The sequence below is a fragment of the Pseudomonas psychrophila HA-4 genome, from assembly GCF_000282975.1.
GTDB lineage: Bacteria > Pseudomonadota > Gammaproteobacteria > Pseudomonadales > Pseudomonadaceae > Aquipseudomonas > Aquipseudomonas psychrophila_A.
In genome coordinates this window covers 26,207-42,229 of the sequence record NZ_ALJC01000018.1, presented here as the reverse complement: position 1 = coordinate 42,229, position 16,023 = coordinate 26,207, and the positions used below count along the sequence as shown (strand labels likewise).

The following is a 16,023-nucleotide window of genomic DNA, read 5'->3' as shown; positions in this document are numbered from 1 at the left end:
AGAGCCGCTTTATAACAAGGGCTCTAAACAGCGTCAAGAAAGCACCTCAGGCAAATTAGTATTAATGCGTGCTGATTCTTTCCTTAGCGTCAGACTCGCGCTTCTCATCCTTGGCAACAATCTCAGGAGCCACATCTGGCAAGGGCTCCGGGGCGTATTGCAGCGCAATTTGCAGGACCTCGTCAATCCATTTAACCGGTTTAATCAGAAGATCCTGTTTGATGTTGTCAGGGATTTCCTTCAGATCGCGAACATTCTCTTCAGGGATAATTACGGTTTTGATTCCACCACGGTGGGCCGCAAGCAGTTTTTCCTTCAGACCACCGATGGCCAGTACCTGACCACGCAGGGTTATTTCACCGGTCATTGCAACATCTGCACGCACAGGAATCAGCGTAAGTGCTGACACCAAAGCGGTACACATTCCTACGCCAGCACTCGGCCCGTCTTTAGGCGTAGCACCTTCAGGCATGTGGATGTGAATGTCCCGTTTCTCGTGAAAATCCAATGGGATACCGAGACTTTTGGCACGGCTGCGGACGACCGTCAAAGCCGCTGTAATGGACTCAACCATCACATCACCAAGCGAACCGGTCTTGATCAGTTGACCTTTGCCTGGCACGACAGCGGCCTCAATAGTGAGTAATTCGCCACCGACTTGAGTCCAGGCTAGGCCGGTCACTTGACCAATCTGGTCTTGCTGTTCTGCCAAGCCATAACTGAATTTTCTGACACCCAGGAAGTGCTCCAAAAGCTCAGAGGTCACAGTGACGGAGAAGCGCTTCTCCATCGCATGCTCTTTGACTGCCTTGCGGCAAATCTTTGCAATCTGACGCTCAAGGCCCCGCACACCGGCTTCACGGGTGTAATAACGAATGATGTCGCGGATGGCTTCGTTGTCGAATGCCAACTCGCCTTTCTTCAAACCATTCGCTTCAATTTGTTTCGGAGCGAGGTATTTGATAGCGATATTGATTTTTTCGTCTTCGGTGTAGCCCGGCAGACGAATCACCTCCATCCGATCCAGCAACGCTGGCGGGATGTTCATGGAGTTCGAGGTGCACAGGAACATCACATCGGACAGGTCGTAATCGACCTCAAGGTAATGGTCGTTGAAATTGTGGTTTTGCTCAGGGTCCAGCACTTCTAGCAAAGCAGATGCCGGATCACCGCGCATGTCGCTGCCCATCTTGTCGATTTCATCGAGCAAGAACAGCGGGTTGCGCACACCCACTTTTGTCATCTTTTGAATCAATCTACCCGGCATGGAACCGATATAGGTACGGCGGTGACCACGAATTTCCGCTTCATCACGTACACCGCCCAGGGCCATGCGCACGAATTTACGGTTAGTCGCGTTGGCAATGGACTCTGCAAGAGAGGTTTTACCAACACCAGGGGGACCGACCAGGCACAAAACCGGGCCACGGATTTTCTTCACGCGCTTTTGCACGGCGAGATATTCGAGAATGCGCTCTTTGACTTCGTCCAGACCATAGTGATCGGCATCGAGAATGTCTTCAGCGCGCTTCAGGTCCAGACGCACCTTGCTCTGAGCCTTCCACGGCACCTGCACCAACCAGTCAATGTATGAACGCACCACAGTCGCTTCTGCAGACATTGGCGACATTTGCTTGAGTTTGTTCAGCTCAGCCTGAGCCTTTGTCATTGCATCTTTAGGTAGGCCGGCCTCATCAATGCGTTTTTTCAGCTCTTCGATTTCGTTGTGACCTTCGTCACCATCACCCAGCTCTTTCTGAATGGCCTTCATCTGCTCATTCAGGTAGTACTCGCGTTGGCTGCGCTCCATCTGCTTTTTGACACGACCACGAATGCGTTTTTCAACTTGCAGCAAGTCGATCTCAGCATCCAGCAACGCCAGAACGTGCTCTACCCGCGCCTGCAGGTCGATGATTTCAAGAATTTCCTGCTTCTGCTCGATCTTCAGTGCCATATGGGCAGCCATGGTATCGACCAGACGGCTTGGCTCATCAATGCTGTTAAGCGATGACAACACCTCGGCAGGGACTTTCTTGCCCAACTGTACATATTGCTCAAACTGCGAGAGCAGGCTACGTACATAGACTTCGGATTCACGCTCCGGAGCAGCCACCTCATCAATCAGAGAGACTTCAGCGCTCAAGTAGCCATCGGCCTGACCGAAATACTCCACAGCGCCGCGCTGCTCGCCCTCAACCAGCACTTTGACGGTGCCATCCGGGAGTTTGAGCAGTTGCAGGACCGTTGCAATAGTGCCCACGTGATAGAGAGCGTCTTCGCCCGGATCATCGTCAGCAGGATTTTTTTGAGCCAACAGCAAAATCTGCTTGTCGCCCGTCATCGCAGCCTCAAGGGCCTCGATTGATTTCTCGCGTCCCACGAACAGTGGGATAACCATGTGCGGATAAACCACGACATCACGCAATGGCAGGAGAGGCAATTCGATGGTTGTCTTCATGATTTCGCCTCTACGGCGGCCATAAGGCCGTAATCAGATGGATGTAAGCTTGAAGCCAAGATGGGGGCTGCTTAGAAAAAAAACAAGCGCTGGCCGATAGGAAAAACAAAGGGGCCCGAAGGCCCCTTCTTTAACACGCAAGATGTAATACGCAGCAATACACTTACGCGTCGGGTGCAGCCTTGGCAGTCGCTTCGCTGTTTTCATAAATCAACAGCGGCTTGGACTTACCTTCTATGACGCTTTCGTCGATCACCACTTTACTCACCTCGGACTGCGAGGGGATTTCGTACATGGTGTCGAGCAATACGCTTTCAAGAATCGAACGAAGGCCACGAGCACCCGTCTTGCGCTCTAGCGCACGCTTGGCCACTGCTTTCAGGGCGTCCGCACGGAACTCAAGATCAACGCCTTCCATCTCGAACAACTTACCGTATTGCTTGGTCAGCGCGTTCTTCGGCTCGGTAAGAATCTGCATCAGCGCAGCTTCATCAAGCTCATCAAGCGTTGCAAGAACAGGCAAACGGCCAACGAACTCAGGGATCAGACCGAACTTGACCAAATCATCAGGCTCGACCTCACGCAGGGATTCTCCAACCTTTTTACCCTCTTCCTTGCTGCGTACTTCGGCGCTAAAGCCGATCCCGCCGCGAGTAGAGCGTGCCTGGACAACCTTCTCAAGGCCTGAGAATGCACCACCGCAGATAAACAGAATGTTGCGGGTATCAACCTGCAAGAACTCCTGCTGCGGATGCTTGCGGCCACCTTGAGGTGGTACAGAAGCCACGGTACCTTCGATCAGCTTGAGTAACGCTTGCTGCACACCTTCGCCGGAAACATCACGGGTAATCGAAGGGTTGTCAGATTTGCGCGAAATCTTGTCGATCTCATCGATGTAGACGATACCCATTTGGGCTTTCTCTACGTCGTAATCGCATTTCTGTAGCAGTTTCTGAATAATGTTTTCAACATCCTCGCCCACGTAACCGGCTTCGGTCAGCGTGGTGGCATCAGCGATGGTGAAGGGCACGTTCAGCAAACGAGCCAAGGTTTCAGCCAGCAGAGTTTTACCCGAGCCGGTGGGTCCGATCAGCAGGATGTTACTCTTGCCGAGTTCGACGTCGTCATTTTTTTTGTCACGCTGGTTGAGGCGCTTGTAGTGGTTATACACCGCTACAGCCAAAACCTTTTTGGCACGTTCCTGACCAATAACGTATTGATCAAGGATGCCGCTGATTTCTTTTGGCGAAGGTAATTTATGCGCGCTGCTTTCGGCTTGGGCTTCCTGCACCTCCTCACGGATGATGTCGTTGCACAAGTCGACGCATTCGTCGCAGATAAACACCGAGGGGCCGGCAATCAATTTACGCACTTCATGCTGGCTTTTGCCACAGAAGGAGCAATAGAGCAATTTGCCGTTGTCCTCGCCGTTGCGGGTGTCAGTCATTCGATCGATCCAAATCCGATAGGCTTGCAACACAAGATGAAGGCAACTGCGGGCTTTTTCAAGCCCACAGGTGGTCGGTTAACCCAACCACCTACATTTGAGTTACTTAAGCGGGCATTTGACGCTTGCTAAACACAGAGTCGATCAAACCGTATTCGGCCGCACGCTCAGCGCTCATGAAGTTGTCACGCTCAGTGTCACGCTCGATGGTCTCGAGAGTCTGACCCGTGTGGTGAGCCAGCAGCGAGTTCAAACGATGACGAATGTTGAGGATTTCCTTGGCATGAATGTCGATATCCGACGCCTGCCCTTGGAAGCCGCCCAATGGCTGGTGAATCATCATGCGCGAGTTAGGCAGGCAGTGACGCTTGCCCGGTGCGCCGCCAGCCAAGAGGAAAGCACCCATGCTGCAGGCCTGGCCAATACAGATGGTCGACACGTCTGGCTTGATGAACTGCATGGTGTCGTAGATCGACATACCTGCAGTGACCGAGCCGCCAGGAGAGTTGATGTAAAGATGGATGTCCTTGTCCGGATTTTCGGCTTCAAGGAAAAGCAACTGCGCAGCAACCAAGTTGGCCATGTAGTCTTCGACAGGGCCTACCAAGAAGATGATTCGTTCCTTCAAAAGGCGCGAATAGATGTCGTAGGCGCGCTCGCCACGAGCAGATTGCTCAACAACCATCGGGACCAAGCCGCCTGCGGCCTGGATGTCAGAGTTCTGCTGAATATAAGAATTGCGGGACATGTCCGGCAGTCACTCCCAAAAAGTCTTGTCTGGAATACGCATAAGCCAGCTCGAGGCTGGCTTATGGTTGTGTTTTCTAACGCGTCAGGAATCAGTCGGCTTGTGGAGCTTCCACCGGCTTGACAGCTTCTTCGTAAGAGACCGCTTTATCGGTCACCTTAGCCTTCTGCAGAACAGTATCCACAACTTGCTCTTCCAGCACAACCGAACGAACCTCGTTCAATTGCTGGTCATTTTTGTAGTACCAAGCTACAACCTGCTCTGGCTCCTGATAAGCGGAAGCCATTTCCTGAATCATTTCGCGAACGCGATCTTCATCAGGCTTCAGGTCGAATTGCTTAACCACTTCAGCAACGATCAGACCCAGCACAACGCGACGCTTAGCTTGCTCTTCGAACAGCTCAGCCGGCAGTTGATCAGGCTTGATGTTGCCACCGAACTGCTGAACAGCCTGCACGCGCAGACGATCAACTTCGTTGGACAGCAAAGCTTTTGGCACTTCAATCGGGTTAGCAGCCAGCAGACCGTCCATTACCTGGCTCTTAACCTTGGACTTGATTGCCTGACGCAGCTCACGCTCCATGTTCTTGCGAACTTCGGCGCGGAAACCTTCAATACCTGTTTCTTTGATACCGAATTGAGCGAAGAACTCTTCGTTCAGTTCTGGCAATTTAGGCTCAGAGACAGTGTTGACCGTCACAGTGAACTCAGCGGCTTTGCCTGCCAGGTCGAGATTCTGATAGTCCTCTGGGAAAGTCAGGGTCAGAACACGCTCTTCGCCTGCCTTAGCACCAACCAGACCGTCTTCGAAGCCAGGAATCATGCGGCCCGAACCCAGAACCAGTTGAGTGCCCTTAGCGGAACCACCAGCGAATACTTCGCCATCAACCTTGCCAACGAAATCGATGTTCAGTTGGTCTTCGTTCTGAGCTGCACGCTCAGTCACTTCAAAACGGGTGTTTTGCTTGCGCAGCACGTCCAGCATTTTGTCCAGGTCAGCATCAGCCACTTCGGCGCTCAGGCGCTCGATAGCGACAGTGTCCAGACCGGTCACTTCGAATTCTGGGAACACTTCGAAAGTGGCAATGTATTCCAGATCTTTGCCTTTCTCGAAGACTTTAGGCTCAACCGATGGTGCGCCAGCCGGGTTCAGCTTTTGCTCAACCACTGCTTCGTAGAAGGAAGCCTGGATTACGTTGCCCAGCGCTTCTTGACGAGCATCAGCTTCGTAACGCTGACGGATCACGCTCATTGGCACTTTGCCTGGACGGAAGCCCGGGATCTTGGCCTTTTGGGCAGTCTGTTGCAGACGCTTGTTGACTTCAGCCTCAATACGCTCAGCTGGCACGCCAATGGTCATGCGACGCTCAAGAGCGGAAGTATTTTCAACAGAAACTTGCATGGATATTCCTCGTTGCACAGACATTAGCCGGCCGTTTCCGACCCCATAATCAAGGGCATGCATTCTAGTGGGTCAAACTCAAGAAGTCACCCTACCGGAATCGCGCACAGAAACAGCAGGTACATTATTAAGCGCAAGCAATGATTTGCTTAACCACCTGAAAACACATGAATCTTTACACGCAGGCTCCAGTTCAGAGCCTTCTATATAGAAGCAGGCCGCAAGCAAGTGCTTGAAAGCACGCCTGCAGGGCAGAAAAAACGAAACGCAGGCATTATCCAGCAACACAATGCAGCCCGACGCCTACACATTCAAAACAGCCCAAACCAAAAAAAAGCGCATCCCTTTGCAGGTACTGCGCTTTTTTGGGTTTCGGGAAAATTTCGCGCCCCGAAACGACACCAAGGCTCACGCGACCATTTCAATGGCGATGAGATCAGGCCCTATCACTCGACTGCATCCGCAATCTAAACTTTTAAAACAAAAACGCCAGACTATTAATCTGGCGTTTTTTTAAATATGGGGTGGACGAAGGGGATCGAACCCTCGACAACGGGAGTCACAATCCCGTGCTCTACCAACTGAGCTACGCCCACCATATTGCCTGTATCACCCCACTGAATCCCTAGCAGCCCAAAGGCCGATCGGACAAGTAGGGCATTAGCACCTCAGCACACTCCACCGGATTAACGACGAACCGACCGACCTACTAATCACTTGCAGCAAAGCACTCACAAAGTGCACTGCCGAAAATGAAAAAAGCCGCCTAAGGCGGCTCTTCAACGGTTCCGCAAAAACCAGCGAAGCATTGCGAAACCTAATTTGGTGCGGACGGAGAGACTCGAACTCTCACACCTTTCGGCGCTGGAACCTAAATCCAGTGTGTCTACCAATTCCACCACATCCGCATTCAAACTTTTCAAGCAAAGACGCCAGATCATTAATCTGGCGCCTTACTAAATATGGGGTGGACGAAGGGGATCGAACCCTCGACAACGGGAGTCACAATCCCGTGCTCTACCAACTGAGCTACGCCCACCATATTGCCTGTATCGCCTTACTTGTGCCAAAGCTGCCTAATGGCGCACCCGGCAGGACTCGAACCTGCGACCATCCGCTTAGAAGGCGGATGCTCTATCCAGCTGAGCTACGGGCGCCTTATTAATCTGTACTCTGTGACGATTACAAACTAATTGCTTTCAGTATCACCAAGCTGGACAACAACTTCGCTCTACCTTCTCAACCAGTGCTAGGCTGTGCCCGACAAGTGCGACGAATGTTATAGGCGAGCCGGAAAGTCGTCAACTCTTTTTTCTAAAAAGTTTAGAAATATAAAGGAGTTAGGGGAATAAGCAGACCAAGCGCCTTTGCCCCTACGCGCTGACATGCGAGAATGCACGTCCTTTTTCCACCCTTTACGATGGTTAATCACGCGTAATGACTGCACAACTAATCGACGGCAAAGCGATCGCCGCCAGCCTGCGCCAGCAGATTGCCAAACGTGTCGCCGAGCGCCACGAGCAAGGCCTGCGCACTCCCGGCCTGGCCGTGATTCTGGTCGGCAGCGATCCTGCCTCCCAGGTTTATGTTTCGCACAAGCGTAAAGACTGCGAAGAGGTAGGCTTTTTATCCCAAGCCTATGACCTGCCTAGCGATACGACTCAACAAGCATTGACCGATTTGATCGACAGTCTTAATGAAGACCCAAACATCGACGGCATCCTGCTTCAACTGCCTCTGCCAGAGCATCTGGACGCCTCTAAATTGCTAGAGCGCATCCGCCCTGACAAAGACGTAGACGGTTTCCACCCTTACAACGTTGGCCGCCTGGCGCAACGCATTCCATTGCTGCGCCCATGCACCCCCAAAGGCATCATGACCCTGCTAGAAAGCACAGGTCAGGACCTGTACGGGATGGACGCCGTTATTGTCGGCGCCTCCAACATTGTAGGCCGCCCAATGGCCATGGAGTTACTGCTGGCTGGCTGCACCGTGACCGTTACCCACCGCTTCACCAAGGACCTGGCTGGCCACGTTGGCCGTGCCGATCTGGTGGTTGTAGCTGCAGGCAAACCAGGTCTGGTCAAAGGCGAGTGGATCAAGGAAGGCGCCATCGTGATCGATGTTGGCATTAACCGTCAGGCTGATGGCAAGTTGGTGGGCGACGTGGTTTACGAGACCGCCCTGCCCCGCGCCGGCTGGATCACGCCAGTCCCTGGCGGCGTTGGCCCGATGACGCGTGCCTGCTTGCTGGAAAATACGCTGTATGCCGCCGAAACATTGCACGACTAAGCTCTAGCGTCTCGCAACAAAAACGGCACCCAAGGGTGCCGTTTTTTATTGCCCGCTTGCTTTGCTCGCGATCAAGATCAAAAGATCGCAAGCAAGCTCACTCCTACAGGGAATATCGCTAGCCCTGTAGTCGCACCCTTAGTCAGCCAGGCGCCAGGTGGTTCCACCCTTGCCGTCTTCCAGCACAACACCCATTGCCGCAAGTTGATCGCGGATACGATCGGACTCTGCCCAGTCTTTGCCCGCACGTGCGGCCAAACGAGCCGCAATCAAAGCATCAACCTCTGCCGCATCCACTCGCCCTTCAGCGCCAGCCTGCAAAAAATCATCCGCTTCGAGCTGCAATACACCCAGCACATCCGCCAACTCTTTAAGGCGCGCCGCCAAACTCGCTGCCGCCTGCACATCGGTTTCACGCAAGCGGTTAATCTCGCGAACCATCTCGAACAGCACCGCACAGGCTTCAGGCGTACCGAAGTCATCGTTCATCACTTGAGTGAAGCGTTCTACAAACGCCTCACCACCAGCCGGCGTCACTTTTGGCAAACCTTTCAGTGCGTGATAGAACCGCTCAAGTGCCGCTTTTGCGTCCTTGAGATTGTCTTCGGAGTAGTTGATCGAGCTCCGGTAATGACTGGAAACCAACAGGTAACGCACCACTTCTGGATGATATTTCTCCAGGACGTCGCGAATGGTGAAGAAGTTGTTCAAGGATTTGGACATCTTCTCGCCATTGATGCGAATCATCCCGCAGTGCATCCAAGCATTGGCGTAGATTTTACCTGTCGCCGCCTCGCTTTGGGCGATTTCGTTTTCATGGTGCGGAAACTCAAGATCGCTGCCGCCGCCATGAATATCGAACGTCTCACCCAGGCAGCACGTCGACATTACCGAGCACTCAATGTGCCAGCCCGGACGACCTGCCCCCCATGGCGACTCCCAGCTTGGCTCGCCCGGCTTGACGCCTTTCCAGAGCACAAAATCCAGCGGATCGTCTTTGGCCTCATCAACTTCGATGCGGGCCCCGATACGCAGGTCTTCGATCTTCTTACGCGACAACTTGCCGTAGCCCATAAACTTGGCAACGCGGTAATACACGTCGCCATTGCCAGGTGCGTAGGCGTAACCCTTGTCGATCAAGGTCTGAATCATCGCATGCATACCAGCGATATGATCGGTGGCACGCGGTTCCATATCCGGCTTGCGGATATTGAGTCGCGCTTCATCCTCGTGCATCGCGGCGATCATGCGCTCAGTCAGCGCTTCAAACGTTTCACCGTTTTCATTCGCACGATTGATGATCTTGTCGTCGATATCAGTGATGTTGCGCACATACGTCAAATCGTAACCGCTGAAACGCAGCCAGCGCGTCACCAGGTCGAAGGCAACCATGCTGCGACCGTGGCCCAAGTGGCAGTAGTCGTACACAGTCATGCCGCACACATACATGCGTACCTTGTTGCCATCCAGAGGCTTGAAAACTTCTTTGCTCTTGGTGAGCGTGTTGTAGATCGTTAGCACGAGTTCTTCCTTAAAACTTGATCACTGGCCCCACGAGTCACGCAGGGTCACGGTACGGTTAAATACCGGCTGGCCGGGTTTCGAGTCCTTGACATCCGCGCAGAAGTAACCTTCGCGCTCAAACTGGAAACGGTCTTCCGGTTGCGCATTGCCCAACGAAGGCTCAGCACGACAACCCGTAAGAACTTGCAGCGAGTCAGGGTTAATGTTTTCCAGGAAGCCTGCGCCATCCTCTGCCTTTTCAGGATTCGGCGAACGGAACAGACGGTCATACAAACGAACTTCACACTCGACGCTGGCAGCCGCCGGCACCCAGTGCACAACCCCTTTAACCTTGCGGCCTTCCGGGTTTTTGCCCAGGGTTTCAGGGTCGTACGAGCAGTGCAGCTCAACGATGTTGCCATCGGCATCTTTAATCGCTTCATCAGCGCGGATTACGTAACTGCCGCGCAGACGCACTTCACCCGCAGGCTCAAGGCGCTTGTAACCCTTAGGCGGCTCTTCCATGAAGTCGTCACGATCGATGTAAATCTCGCGCGCAAATGGCAGCACTCGAACACCCATGTCTTCTTTAGGATGGCAAGGCAGCTCAAGGTTCTCGACTTTGTCTTCCGGATAGTTGGTGATGATCACCTTCAACGGACGCAGCACGCACATCGCACGCGGAGCGCTGTGGTCCAGGTCGTCACGAATGCTGAACTCCAGCATGCCGAAGTCCACTACGCCGTCTGAACGGTTGGTACCCACCATGTCGCAGAAGTTGCGAATCGATTTAGGCGTATAACCGCGACGACGGAAACCCGACAGGGTCGACATGCGCGGGTCATCCCAGCCATTCACATGTTTTTCATCCACCAACAGTTTGAGCTTGCGCTTGCTGGTAATGGTGTAGTTGAGGTTCAGGCGCGAGAACTCGTACTGACGTGGCTTGCTCAGTACCGGCAGGCTGTCGAGGAACCACTCATACAGGGGACGATGGCCTTCGAACTCCAGGGTGCAGATCGAATGGGTAATGCCTTCGATGGCATCCGACTGACCATGGGTGAAGTCATAGTTCGGGTAGATGCACCACTTATCACCGGTCTGGTGGTGATGTGCATGACGAATGCGGTACATGATCGGGTCACGCAGGTTCATGTTCGGCGAAGACATGTCGATCTTGGCACGCAGCACGCGCTTGCCATCTTCGAACTCGCCCGCCTTCATGCGCGCAAACAGATCCAGGTTTTCTTCAACACTGCGATCGCGGAACGGGCTGTTCTTACCTGGCTCGGTCAGGTTGCCGCGGTACTCCTTGGCCTGCTCTGGTGTCAGGTCGCAGACATAGGCCTTGCCTTCCTTGATCAGATAGACCGCCCAGTCATGCAGTTGATCGAAGTACTGCGACGCATAGCGCACTTCACCAGACCATTCAAAGCCCAGCCATTTCACGTCGCTTTCGATCGCGTCGATGTATTCCTGGTCTTCTTTGGCCGGGTTAGTGTCGTCAAAACGCAGGTGCGTTACGCCGCCAAATTCTTCTGCCAGCCCAAAGTTCACGCAAATAGACTTGGCGTGGCCGATATGCAGGTAGCCGTTTGGCTCAGGCGGAAAGCGGGTCACGATCTGTTTGCATTTACCCGATTCAAGGTCCGCCTGCACGATAGGGCGCAGAAAATTGGCCGGTACAGCTGGACCAGCCTTTGGATTCAGAGTGGGGTCGACAGTGGGCTTGCTCATAGGATCCTTGAACGTAACGGATGCGCGGCCTGAAGCGGCCGACTAAATCAAAGCGCCTATCATAGCCGATGCCGTCAAGCCACTGACAGAGCAGGTGATCAATCAACGCATTTGAAATGCTAGCTTTTAGTCCCCATATCGCAAAAACACCATCGAAATGCGGTGCAGGCACGCTAAACTCCGCCCCGCGGCTGTATCTACCCAGCCCGCCTGGGGCGCAAGGTGTAATACGCATCTCCCAAGCCCAACGAATTCTCTGATAGAGCGATAACGACCATGTCAAAAGTAAAACTGACCACCAACCACGGCGACATCGTGATTGAGCTGAACGCTGAAAAGGCGCCGATCACTGTCGCCAACTTCATCGAATACGTAAAAGCCGGTCACTACGAAAACACCGTTTTCCACCGTGTCATCGGCAACTTCATGATTCAGGGCGGTGGTTTTGAACCTGGCATGAAAGAAAAGAAAGACAAGCGTCCAAGCATCCAGAACGAGGCTGACAACGGCCTGTCGAACGACAAATACACCGTTGCCATGGCCCGCACCATGGAGCCGCATTCGGCTTCTGCTCAATTCTTCATCAACGTGGCTGACAACAGCTTCCTGAACCACAGCGGTAAAAACGTTCAGGGCTGGGGCTACGCCGTATTCGGCAAAGTGACCGAAGGCCAAGACATTGTCGACAAGATCAAGGGCGTATCGACTACATCCAAAGCCGGTCACCAAGATGTACCAGCAGACGACGTGATCATCGAGAAAGCAGAGATCACTGAGTGATATTGCTGATTTCAGATTTGCATCTGGAAGAGGAGCGCCCGGATATAACCCGGGCGTTTCTGGATTTCCTGTCCGGGCGGGCGCGCTCGGCACAGGCGCTGTACATTTTGGGCGATTTTTTTGAAGCCTGGATTGGCGACGATGCAATGACGCCCTACCAGCGCTCCATCTGCGAAGCGCTGCGCGAATTGAGTGACAGCGGCACCCATGTATTTCTGATGCACGGCAATCGCGATTTCCTGCTGGGCCAGGCCTTTTGCAAGGCCGCTGGCTGCACCCTACTTAAAGACCCTAGCGTTGTAGATTTCTACGGCGAGCCGGTGTTGCTGATGCACGGCGATAGCCTGTGCACACGCGACGAAGCCTACATGCGTCTACGACGCTACCTGCGTAACCCGGTGACATTGTGGATTTTGCGCCACTTGCCGCTGAGAACTCGGCACACACTCGCACGCAAGCTGCGCAGCGAAAGCCGTGCGCAAACCCGCATGAAAGCCAATGACATTGTCGATGTGACTCCCGAAGAAGTGCCGCGGATCATGGAGCACTTCGGCGTCAAGACCCTGATTCATGGCCACACCCACCGCCCGGCGATTCACAAGCTGCAAATCGGCGAACACGCCGCCAAGCGCATCGTGCTTGGTGACTGGGACAAGCAAGGCTGGGCACTGCAAGTGGATGAGCAAGGCATGCAGCTAGCAGCGTTCGACTTCGTCAATCCGCAACTAGCGCTGCCTAACGCCACCCAATAAACACTGCCCGCTGTAGGAGCAGCCGGTCGATGCTCGATTGCTCGCGATCTTTTAAAAGATCAAAAGATCGCGAGGTTTGCATACGATCAGGCTTTAATGCCCGCTCGCCGCCGGCCCTGGCTTGGCCGCAAACGGTGGTTTAGCCAGCCACACCAACAAGATCAAGCCCATAAACATCCAGCCCATCAGGGTGAAGTAGTCCACGGTCGATAGCATGTAGGCCTGACTGGTCAGCACCTGATCGAGCCGGGCATAGGCTTGAGTGCTCGCCCCACCCAGATTATCCAGTGCATGCCGAGTGATCGGATCGTAGGTACTTATGCTTTCACTCATGTAGGCATGATGCTGATCCGCCCGACGAATCCATATCCAGGTTGTCAGGGATGCCGCAAAACTACCACCCAATGTCCGCAAGAACGTGGCCAAGCCAGCACCGTCGGCGATTTGATGCGGCGGCAAATCCGACATCAGAATGCTCAAGGTCGGCATAAAGAATAGCGCCACACCGATCCCCATAAACAGTTGCACCAAGGCAACGTGCTGGAAGTCCACCTCATTAGTGAAGTCTGCGCGCATAAAGCAACTCAAACCGATCGCCAAAAAGGCCAGTCCGGCCAGTAAGCGCAAGTCAAATTTGTGCGCGTACTTGCCTACAAAAGGCGACATCAACACCGGCAAAATACCAATAGGCGCTACCGCCAAACCCGCCCACGTGGCCGTATAGCCCATTTGGGTTTGCAACCATTGCGGCAAGATTAGGTTGATACCAAAGAAACCGGCATAACCAAACACCAGCACGATGGTGCCAATACGAAAGTTGCGATGGGCAAACAGACGCAGGTTCACAATCGGGTGTTTGTCAGTCATTTCCCAAATGATGAATGCCGCCAACGCCACCACAGACAACGCCGTGCCCATCAAGATGAAGCTGGACTCAAACCAGTCCAGGTCATTGCCCTTGTCGAGCACAATTTGTAGCGCGCCGACACCAATGATCAGGGTAATAAGCCCTACATAGTCCATCGGCTGACGGGTTATCACCACCGGCCGCGCCTTGAGTTGCTGGCGAACCACCATCACCGCAAAAATGCCGATCGGGATGTTAATAAAGAAGATCCACGGCCAACTGTAACTGTCGGTGATCCAGCCCCCCAAAATTGGCCCGGCAATAGGCGCGACCACCGTGACCATCGCCAGCAATGCCAGTGCCATCCCCCGTTTTGCAGGGGGATACACCGCAATCAGCAAGGTTTGGGTCATAGGATACAGCGGCCCGGCTACCAGCCCTTGCAGCACCCGAAAGCCCACCAACTCAGGCATCGAGGTCGAAATACCGCACAGAAATGAAGCCAGCACAAACAGAATCGTGGCCCACAGAAACAGCTTCACTTCACCAAAGCGCCGGCTCAACCAGCCGGTCAATGGCAAGGCAATCGCATTACTTACCGCAAAAGAGGTAATTACCCACGTGCCCTGCTCCGAACTCACCCCCAAGTTACCGGAGATAGTAGGCAGTGCAACGTTGGCGATGGTGGTGTCGAGCACCTGCATAAAGGTCGCCAGCGACAAGCCAATGGTGGCGAACAGTAAGCTGGGCGGGGTAAAAGACGCGTTTGTGCTCATCGCAAATCCTTTAAAACCGGGAGTGCAGCCCCGCCAGTGCAGCAGGGCTTATGGATTGGCGGATCAGCGTTGCGCAGCGGCGCCCGTGACAGCGCTGTTGCTGTTGATCAAACGCGTAATCAGGGATTCAGCTTCAGCCAACTGCTGCTCATAGACATTGGTGGTGAACATCGCTTTTTGCGGCGGCTGTTGCGCCAAAACCGGGCCACTCTGGTCATGCAGATTGACTTCAACGGTGGTCGACAACCCTACACGCAGTGGGTGTGTCGCCAATTCATCCGCATTGATATGAATGCGAACCGGCACGCGCTGCACGATCTTGATCCAATTGCCGGTGGCATTTTGCGCTGGCAACAGGGCAAACGCGCTCCCTGTGCCCGCACCAATGCTGTCGACGGTGCCGCTGTACTTCACGCTGCTGCCATAGATGTCCGACTCAATGTCCACCGGCTGACCGATGCGCATCTTGTGAAGCTGGGTTTCCTTGAAGTTGGCATCAATCCACAGTTGATTAAGCGGGATGACCGCCATCAGCGCAGTGCCCGGCTGAACACGCTGCCCCAACTGCACGGTCCGCTTGGCCACGTAACCGGTAACCGGTGCAATCAGCGTGGTACGGGCGTGTTCCAGATAGGCCTGGCGAACCTGCGCAGCGGCCGCCAGTACATCCGGGTGGTTAGCAACGGCCGTGTTGTCGACCAGCGCGCTGGTGGTATCCAGTTGTTGCTCGTTGTTACGCAAGGCACTTTGCGCTGACGCTAGGTCATCCCGCGCATGGGACAGCTCTTCTTGAGAAATTGCCCCGCCCGCGGCCAGATTTTTCCGGCGATTGTAGTTGTCTTGGGCTTTTTGCACAGCGATTTTTTGTGCCGCCACCTGTGCCTTGGTCCCGCTCACATTGCTGAACAAACCGCGAACCTGACGCACCGTCCGTGCCAGATTAGCCTCGGCGCTCTGCAAGCCCACCAACGAATCACTCGGGTCGAAATTGAGCAGCACCTGCCCCTCATGAACCAGATCGCCATCATCTGCACCGATGCTCACCACCGTACCCGTGACCAGCGGCGTGATTTCAACCACATTGCCATTTACATAGGCGTCGTCAGTGCTTTCGCTCCAACGGCCATACATTTCATGCCAGCCCCAGATACCTAGGCCAACCAAAATAACCAAGAGAGCCAACCCACCCAGCCAGAACTTGCGTTTACGCTGGCTTGCAGCATCTTGATCGTGTTGCGCTTCATTCGGTGTTTGCACAGTGGCCATGACGAGTACCTGAAA

At 53.9% G+C, this 16,023-nt stretch carries 12 protein-coding genes and 4 tRNA genes; 4 read left to right on the top strand and 12 right to left on the bottom strand.

All coding sequences use genetic code 11. From position 1 onward, the window contains the following. Positions 1 to 61 precede the first annotated feature (61 nt). The 4 genes from lon to tig all read right to left on the bottom strand — a co-directional run bounded on the left by lon (position 62) and on the right by tig (position 6,055). Positions 62 to 2,458: an endopeptidase La gene (lon, locus tag B347_RS0102015; RefSeq protein WP_019408042.1), complete on the bottom strand. Its 2,397-nt coding sequence runs from the start codon at positions 2,456 to 2,458 to the stop codon at positions 62 to 64. Positions 2,459 to 2,621: 163 nt separating this feature from the next. Beyond that, positions 2,622 to 3,905 (bottom strand): ATP-dependent Clp protease ATP-binding subunit ClpX, encoded by a 1,284-nt coding sequence (gene clpX / locus B347_RS0102010; protein ID WP_019408041.1) that lies wholly within the window; start codon positions 3,903 to 3,905, stop codon positions 2,622 to 2,624. 106 nt (positions 3,906 to 4,011) lie between these two features. Next, positions 4,012 to 4,653, bottom strand: coding sequence for an ATP-dependent Clp endopeptidase proteolytic subunit ClpP (gene clpP / locus B347_RS0102005; RefSeq protein WP_019408040.1), 642 nt, complete (start codon positions 4,651 to 4,653; stop codon positions 4,012 to 4,014). A 91-nt stretch (positions 4,654 to 4,744) separates the two neighbouring features. After that, positions 4,745 to 6,055, bottom strand: a complete 1,311-nt coding sequence (tig, locus tag B347_RS0102000) for a trigger factor (protein ID WP_026013934.1) — start codon at positions 6,053 to 6,055, stop codon at positions 4,745 to 4,747. A 232-nt stretch (positions 6,056 to 6,287) separates the two neighbouring features. On the opposite strand from tig, the gene B347_RS24565 reads away from it, so the two are divergent. Beyond that, positions 6,288 to 6,572, top strand: a complete 285-nt coding sequence (locus B347_RS24565; protein WP_019408038.1) for a hypothetical protein — start codon at positions 6,288 to 6,290, stop codon at positions 6,570 to 6,572. A gap of 3 nt (positions 6,573 to 6,575) precedes the next feature. On the opposite strand, the gene B347_RS0101990 is transcribed toward B347_RS24565, so the two are convergent. The 4 genes from B347_RS0101990 to B347_RS0101975 form a co-directional block, all read right to left on the bottom strand. Beyond that, positions 6,576 to 6,651 (bottom strand) — tRNA-His (locus B347_RS0101990). Between the two features lie 227 nt (positions 6,652 to 6,878). Next, positions 6,879 to 6,963: transfer RNA gene (locus tag B347_RS0101985), tRNA-Leu, on the bottom strand. 55 nt (positions 6,964 to 7,018) lie between these two features. Further along, a tRNA-His gene (locus B347_RS0101980) sits at positions 7,019 to 7,094 on the bottom strand. Between the two features lie 41 nt (positions 7,095 to 7,135). After that, positions 7,136 to 7,212 (bottom strand) — tRNA-Arg (locus B347_RS0101975). Between the two features lie 280 nt (positions 7,213 to 7,492). On the opposite strand from B347_RS0101975, the gene folD reads away from it, so the two are divergent. After that, the gene (gene folD / locus B347_RS0101970) at positions 7,493 to 8,347 is read left to right on the top strand and encodes a bifunctional methylenetetrahydrofolate dehydrogenase/methenyltetrahydrofolate cyclohydrolase FolD (RefSeq protein ID WP_019408037.1); all 855 of its coding nucleotides are present in this window, start codon (positions 7,493 to 7,495) and stop codon (positions 8,345 to 8,347) included. A gap of 138 nt (positions 8,348 to 8,485) precedes the next feature. Here the strand turns inward: folD and cysS are convergent, their stop codons facing one another. Both cysS and B347_RS0101960 read right to left on the bottom strand, forming a co-directional pair. Further along, positions 8,486 to 9,868: a cysteine--tRNA ligase gene (cysS, locus tag B347_RS0101965; RefSeq protein WP_019408036.1), complete on the bottom strand. Its 1,383-nt coding sequence runs from the start codon at positions 9,866 to 9,868 to the stop codon at positions 8,486 to 8,488. 21 nt (positions 9,869 to 9,889) lie between these two features. Then, a complete protein-coding gene (locus B347_RS0101960; protein WP_019408035.1) occupies positions 9,890 to 11,587 on the bottom strand; it encodes a glutamine--tRNA ligase/YqeY domain fusion protein in 1,698 nt (565 codons plus the stop codon). Between the two features lie 276 nt (positions 11,588 to 11,863). Between B347_RS0101960 and B347_RS0101955 the strand changes: the two genes are divergently transcribed. Then, positions 11,864 to 12,367 (top strand): peptidylprolyl isomerase, encoded by a 504-nt coding sequence (locus B347_RS0101955; RefSeq protein WP_019408034.1) that lies wholly within the window; start codon positions 11,864 to 11,866, stop codon positions 12,365 to 12,367. Further along, the gene (gene lpxH, locus B347_RS0101950) at positions 12,364 to 13,119 is read left to right on the top strand and encodes a UDP-2,3-diacylglucosamine diphosphatase (protein WP_019408033.1); all 756 of its coding nucleotides are present in this window, start codon (positions 12,364 to 12,366) and stop codon (positions 13,117 to 13,119) included. Before B347_RS0101955 ends, lpxH begins: the two co-directional genes overlap by 4 nt. Positions 13,120 to 13,212: 93 nt before the next feature. On the opposite strand, the gene B347_RS0101945 is transcribed toward lpxH, so the two are convergent. Together B347_RS0101945 and B347_RS0101940 are read right to left on the bottom strand one after the other, a co-directional pair. Then, entirely contained in the window at positions 13,213 to 14,742 is a 1,530-nt protein-coding gene (locus B347_RS0101945) for a DHA2 family efflux MFS transporter permease subunit (RefSeq protein WP_019408032.1), read from the bottom strand. A 63-nt stretch (positions 14,743 to 14,805) separates the two neighbouring features. Continuing rightward, entirely contained in the window at positions 14,806 to 16,008 is a 1,203-nt protein-coding gene (locus B347_RS0101940; RefSeq protein WP_019408031.1) for an efflux RND transporter periplasmic adaptor subunit, read from the bottom strand. Between the last annotated feature and the right edge of the window lie 15 nt (positions 16,009 to 16,023).

What these genes read in the sequence shown, in the direction of transcription:
- lon (WP_019408042.1), bottom strand. Translation starts at nt 2,458, where the DNA reads ATGAAGACAACCATCGAATTGCCTCTCCTGCCATTGCGTGATGTCGTG.
- clpX (WP_019408041.1), bottom strand. Translation starts at nt 3,905, where the DNA reads ATGACTGACACCCGCAACGGCGAGGACAACGGCAAATTGCTCTATTGC.
- clpP (WP_019408040.1), bottom strand. Translation starts at nt 4,653, where the DNA reads ATGTCCCGCAATTCTTATATTCAGCAGAACTCTGACATCCAGGCCGCA.
- tig (WP_026013934.1), bottom strand. Translation starts at nt 6,055, where the DNA reads ATGCAAGTTTCTGTTGAAAATACTTCCGCTCTTGAGCGTCGCATGACC.
- folD (WP_019408037.1), top strand. Translation starts at nt 7,493, where the DNA reads ATGACTGCACAACTAATCGACGGCAAAGCGATCGCCGCCAGCCTGCGC.
- B347_RS0101960 (WP_019408035.1), bottom strand. Translation starts at nt 11,587, where the DNA reads ATGAGCAAGCCCACTGTCGACCCCACTCTGAATCCAAAGGCTGGTCCA.
- B347_RS0101955 (WP_019408034.1), top strand. Translation starts at nt 11,864, where the DNA reads ATGTCAAAAGTAAAACTGACCACCAACCACGGCGACATCGTGATTGAG.
- B347_RS0101945 (WP_019408032.1), bottom strand. Translation starts at nt 14,742, where the DNA reads ATGAGCACAAACGCGTCTTTTACCCCGCCCAGCTTACTGTTCGCCACC.
- B347_RS0101940 (WP_019408031.1), bottom strand. Translation starts at nt 16,008, where the DNA reads ATGGCCACTGTGCAAACACCGAATGAAGCGCAACACGATCAAGATGCT.